Annotated in this window: 5 protein-coding genes; 3 read left to right on the top strand and 2 right to left on the bottom strand. The window is 39.8% G+C overall.

Annotated elements, in window-relative coordinates; all coding sequences use genetic code 11:
* A partial coding sequence (locus tag WBA23_RS07775; RefSeq protein ID WP_424581707.1) for a DUF547 domain-containing protein occupies positions 1 to 511 on the top strand: 511 nt, incomplete at its 5' end.
* Between the two features lie 177 nt (positions 512 to 688).
* Complete coding sequence (locus tag WBA23_RS07770) at positions 689 to 1402, top strand: DUF547 domain-containing protein (protein WP_424581706.1); 714 nt, start codon at positions 689 to 691, stop codon at positions 1400 to 1402.
* Positions 1403 to 1480: 78 nt separating this feature from the next.
* Here the strand turns inward: WBA23_RS07770 and WBA23_RS07765 are convergent, their stop codons facing one another.
* A complete protein-coding gene (locus tag WBA23_RS07765) occupies positions 1481 to 1999 on the bottom strand; it encodes a 3-hydroxyanthranilate 3,4-dioxygenase (RefSeq protein WP_424581705.1) in 519 nt (172 codons plus the stop codon).
* Between the two features lie 156 nt (positions 2000 to 2155).
* On the bottom strand, positions 2156 to 2563 hold the full coding sequence (locus WBA23_RS07760; RefSeq protein ID WP_424581704.1) for an acyl-CoA thioesterase: 408 nt from the start codon (positions 2561 to 2563) through the stop codon (positions 2156 to 2158).
* Positions 2564 to 3131: 568 nt separating this feature from the next.
* Between WBA23_RS07760 and WBA23_RS07755 the strand changes: the two genes are divergently transcribed.
* A partial coding sequence (locus tag WBA23_RS07755; protein WP_424581703.1) for a PA14 domain-containing protein occupies positions 3132 to 4333 on the top strand: 1202 nt, incomplete at its 3' end.

Below are 4333 nucleotides of genomic sequence, written 5' to 3'. Positions count from 1 at the left end.
ATCCGACGCTGAAAAAAAAGCATTCTATATTAATGCTTATAATATTGTCACCATATACCAAATCATTCAAATCTATCCGGTAAAATCACCTATGAATATTAATGGCTTTTTTGATAAAAATAAGCACCAAGTAGCGGGAAAATCACTTACCTTAAATCAATTGGAAAAGGAGCGCCTGCTTAAAGACCATTTTGATGCGCGCGCTCACTTTGTATTAGTTTGTGCGGCAATGAGTTGCCCCCCTTTGGCTAGTTTCGCTTATCAGGCTGACCAACTTGACCAGCAATTAGAAGAGAGAACCCGACAAGCACTTAATAGCCCGGAGTTTATTCGGGTAGACAAAAGCAAGAAAAAGGTGCATATCTCTAAAATTTTCGATTGGTACAAAGGCGATTTCACCAAAAATCAGGCATCTGTTTTGCAATATATTAACCAGTACCGAGATGAAAAGATACCAGAATCATATAAGGTAGGGTACTATGAATATAGCTGGGCACTTAATGAGCAATAAGTTATCTCTTATAGATTAACTGATACACCGAAGAACTTGCGAAGCCCAGCTTAAATACTTGGGCTTTCTTATTTATAGCAGCCAGCAAAGCATAAATGTCAGGCAGGTGACAAAAGATAGCAAACACTTAATAGTACTATATCGTAGTAAATAAGTGAAATAAAGAAAAGAATTATTATGAAGTTTATATTTACTATTTTATTTATAGTGCTTACATTTAATATATCGGCCAAGCCTGTTACTACCTTTTTTACCGATGCTAATACGTTCTTAGAACAATGGGTTATGAAAGGAAACGTAAATTACACAGGGGTAAAGAAGAACTTTTCTCAAATAGAATCGCTCTATCGGCAGATTGGCGAGATGGACCTATCTCAGGCAACTGATGCAGAAAAGAAAGCCTTTTACATTAATTCGTATAACCTAGCCGTGATTTATCAGATCGCTAAGTACTACCCGCTTAAATCTCCTATGAATAAAAGCGGTTTCTTCGATCGAGTAGATCATAAAATAGCTGGAGAGAAGATGACGTTGAATGAATTAGAGATTAAAAAAATTGTGCTTCCCTACGGAGATCCTCGCATTCACTTTGCTGTGGCATGTGCAGCCAAAAGTTGCCCTCCCCTCGCTAGCTTTGCTTACGTACCTAATCAACTTGATAAACAGTTAGCGCAACGTACTAAGAAATCAATTAATGATAATGAGTTTATTCAAGTTAAACCTGGTGCTAATCAGGTGGCAGTATCTAAAATTTTTGATTGGTACAAAAAGGACTTCACTAAAGGTGGTCAAACCATTATTGAGTTTTTGAATAAATATCGCGATAAAGCTATTCCTGCCTCATATCAATTAACGCACTATGAATACAACTGGCAACTGAACGATATGTGATGATTGATGAGTAATGACAAATGAATAACAGAAAATTTTTATAGAACGTATCAATCATTATTCATCAGTCATCAACCATTACTTCGAAACGTCCATAACAGTACCGCAATTATCGCAGGTTCGTAGCTCTACCGAATTATGAAACTTGTTGATGATAGGCGGTAGTTGTTTGACAATATCTTCTAGGGGAAAATACTCTTCGTACAGCTTATACCCGCAATTCTCGCAGAACCATAGTAGTCCATCGGTATGGCTGGAAGTACGGATTTTTTCAACTACCATACCAATAGTATTAGCTGGGCGCCGCGGACTGTGGGGTGTCTTGGCTGGTAGCAAGAAGATTTCACCTTCGTGAATAGTAATATCACGAGTTTTATCCTCTTCTCGTACTTTCAAAGTAATATCACCTTCTATTTGATAGAAGAACTCTTCCGTCTCATTATAATGGAAATCTTTGCGGGAATTTGGCCCACCTACAATCATGATAATGAAATCTTTCGTTTGCTGATATACTTGAGCGTTGCCTACTGGGGGCTTGAGCAAGTGGCGGTGTTCATCTATCCAGGTCTTTAGGTGGTGTACTTCAGGAATTTTCATAATAATAGTAAATAAGGTTACGCAGGGCACTTACTTTCTACATAATTTGGATGACCTACCGATTGTTCGGTCTGTAAAAAATTAGCGTCTTTAGATATATCAGCCAACGAAGGTTTAAACAAATTGAAGACACACCGAGCTCATGCACTCATTTGCCTATTCAGCAGATGAAGTATCGGTCATGTGTTGGGCTAACTGTTCTTGTATCTGATCTGGAATTGGCTTTGATTTTTGCGACTGGTAATCGTAGTGTACTAAGGTAGCAACCCCCTTCGCTCGTACTTTATCTTGCTGCCAAATCTCTTGAGCTACCTGAAAAGAGGAATTTCCAATAGCATCTATTGAAGTGCGAACTACTACGTTGGTGCCGTAGTGTAGCTCCCCTACGAAATCTACCGCTATCCGGGCAATAATTAGACACCATTTCTTGTGATCTAGATCAGGAGTAAAAAGCTCAAAGATAGGCCGTCGGGCTTGCTCAAACCAAATGGGCACTACCGTATTGTTAATATGACCTAGTGCGTCGGTTTCTGAGAACCGGGGAGTAATGTGCTGTTCAAACATAGCATCCATCCTTATTCTGCGTAGACCCTCATTTATATGAGAAGGCTACCTCATTATATGTTCAAGAAAGAAGATCATATCCAACTTTTCCTAATAGAGCAGTCAACTACCCTGCTATTTACAACAAAATTCTAAGACTCTGGTGAGAAAAGTATTTACTAAACTTTTATTAGGTGCCGAGAGGATTTAAAGGAAAGCTTTACAACTACGCTGTTTTAGAAGCTCTTTTTTAGAAAACATAACATCGTAGGGTATGTATAAAGTGCAATTATGCCTGTAGCTTGAATTAGTGCAATAAATATTATTTTAATCAAATTGATGCTCTAAATATATAATTTAAAAGAGATAATTATCAGAATGAGTCAATAATCACTGTTATAAACTTTATATTTTATAAAACACTTTTATAACTATTACTCGCAAATTATTTAATTATTACAATAATGTCATTCTACATCAATTGGAAATAAATCTAGCCTACCGGGCTACGGTTTTTGCAATCTAGGCCTTAAAAGCGACAGACTTACTGCCGCTGAGAAAACTAGATCAACACTAAATTTTTCAATTGATGGAAACGAACGTTTGGAAAAATCCTAGTACAAAGCCCTTACTATCGCGCATACCGGTACTACGCTTATTCACTTTACTACTAGTTAGCTTATTATTTTCATATAGTGCATTTTCTACTGTTCCATTTCGCACTACTGCCAATAAACAGTCGTACGCAATTCCGGTAGAGAACGGTGGATACCAAATCACTTTCATCTTCAAAAAGACATCTGAGATGAGTAATGGTGATATTTCGGTAAAGGTAGAAAACAACCAAGTTATCAGTAGTCTGGATGGTCGTAAATTTTCGGGGAGTCAGCACTCTTTCTCGGTAGAGCGGACCGTGACTGTTAACGACGGAATACTCAATATAGAGTATAGCTCACCCGTGGCCAAGCTTGCTTTCTTTCTAAAGAAGACAGAAACATCGGCTAGTCCCACGTATAACAACCCACCGGTTGTCCAACTTGTTCAGCCATCAGAAGCTGCTTACTTGGCAGGAGACGATATTACTTTAGTAGCTGAAGTTAGCGATAGCGATGGTAAAATCGCTAAAGCTTCTTTTTGGGTAGATGGAAAACAAATTAACGAGCAATCTCCATCAGTTGAGCAGGGATACGTTACCTATACTTGGCCATCAGTATCGGCGGGTGTATACCAAGTCCAAGCAAGAGTGCAGGATGACCAAGGGGAAATAGCTACCTCTTCAGTTGCATCTTACGAAGTAAAAGAAGGCGATGATCCTTCATCTTCACCCGAGGCTCCCGAGACCCCACTGCCACCTACTGCTGAAGTGGGCGAGTCAGGCTTGCACTATAGCTACTACGTAGGCGAGTGGTCGGCTTTACCTAACTTTGACCAACTCACCCCCGCTAGCCAGGGTACATTGCCCAACTTCACTTTTGATCCGGCTATTGGAAAATTCTATACCATGGGATTTGTCTACGAAGGCTACCTGCTTGTTGAGCAGGCCGGGGAGTATACCTTTCACGTGAATGCTAACGATGGCAGTAACTTCTACTTAGACGGACAAGAAATTATTAATAACGATGGCCGAAAAGCCGAAGCCCAGGAAAAGTCAGGCCGGGTGCAACTAGCCGCCGGGTACCACCCCATTCGGTTGACTTTCTTTGAACGCTGGGGACCGCAGGTGTTGGAAGTACGCTACCAAGGTCCCGGCGTAGCACTACAGCTAATTCCCGATGATAAACTTTTCCTCAA

Source organism: Tunicatimonas sp. (assembly GCF_049647865.1).
GTDB lineage: Bacteria > Bacteroidota > Bacteroidia > Cytophagales > Cyclobacteriaceae > Tunicatimonas.
The sequence above is the reverse complement of the archived record's forward strand: the minus strand, read 5'-3'. Positions and strand labels throughout refer to the sequence as shown.

Excerpts from the sequence above, each read along its gene's own strand:
- WBA23_RS07770 (WP_424581706.1), top strand. The coding sequence starts at position 689 with ATGAAGTTTATATTTACTATTTTATTTATAGTGCTTACATTTAATATA.
- WBA23_RS07765 (WP_424581705.1), bottom strand. The coding sequence starts at position 1,999 with ATGAAAATTCCTGAAGTACACCACCTAAAGACCTGGATAGATGAACAC.
- WBA23_RS07760 (WP_424581704.1), bottom strand. The coding sequence starts at position 2,563 with ATGTTTGAACAGCACATTACTCCCCGGTTCTCAGAAACCGACGCACTA.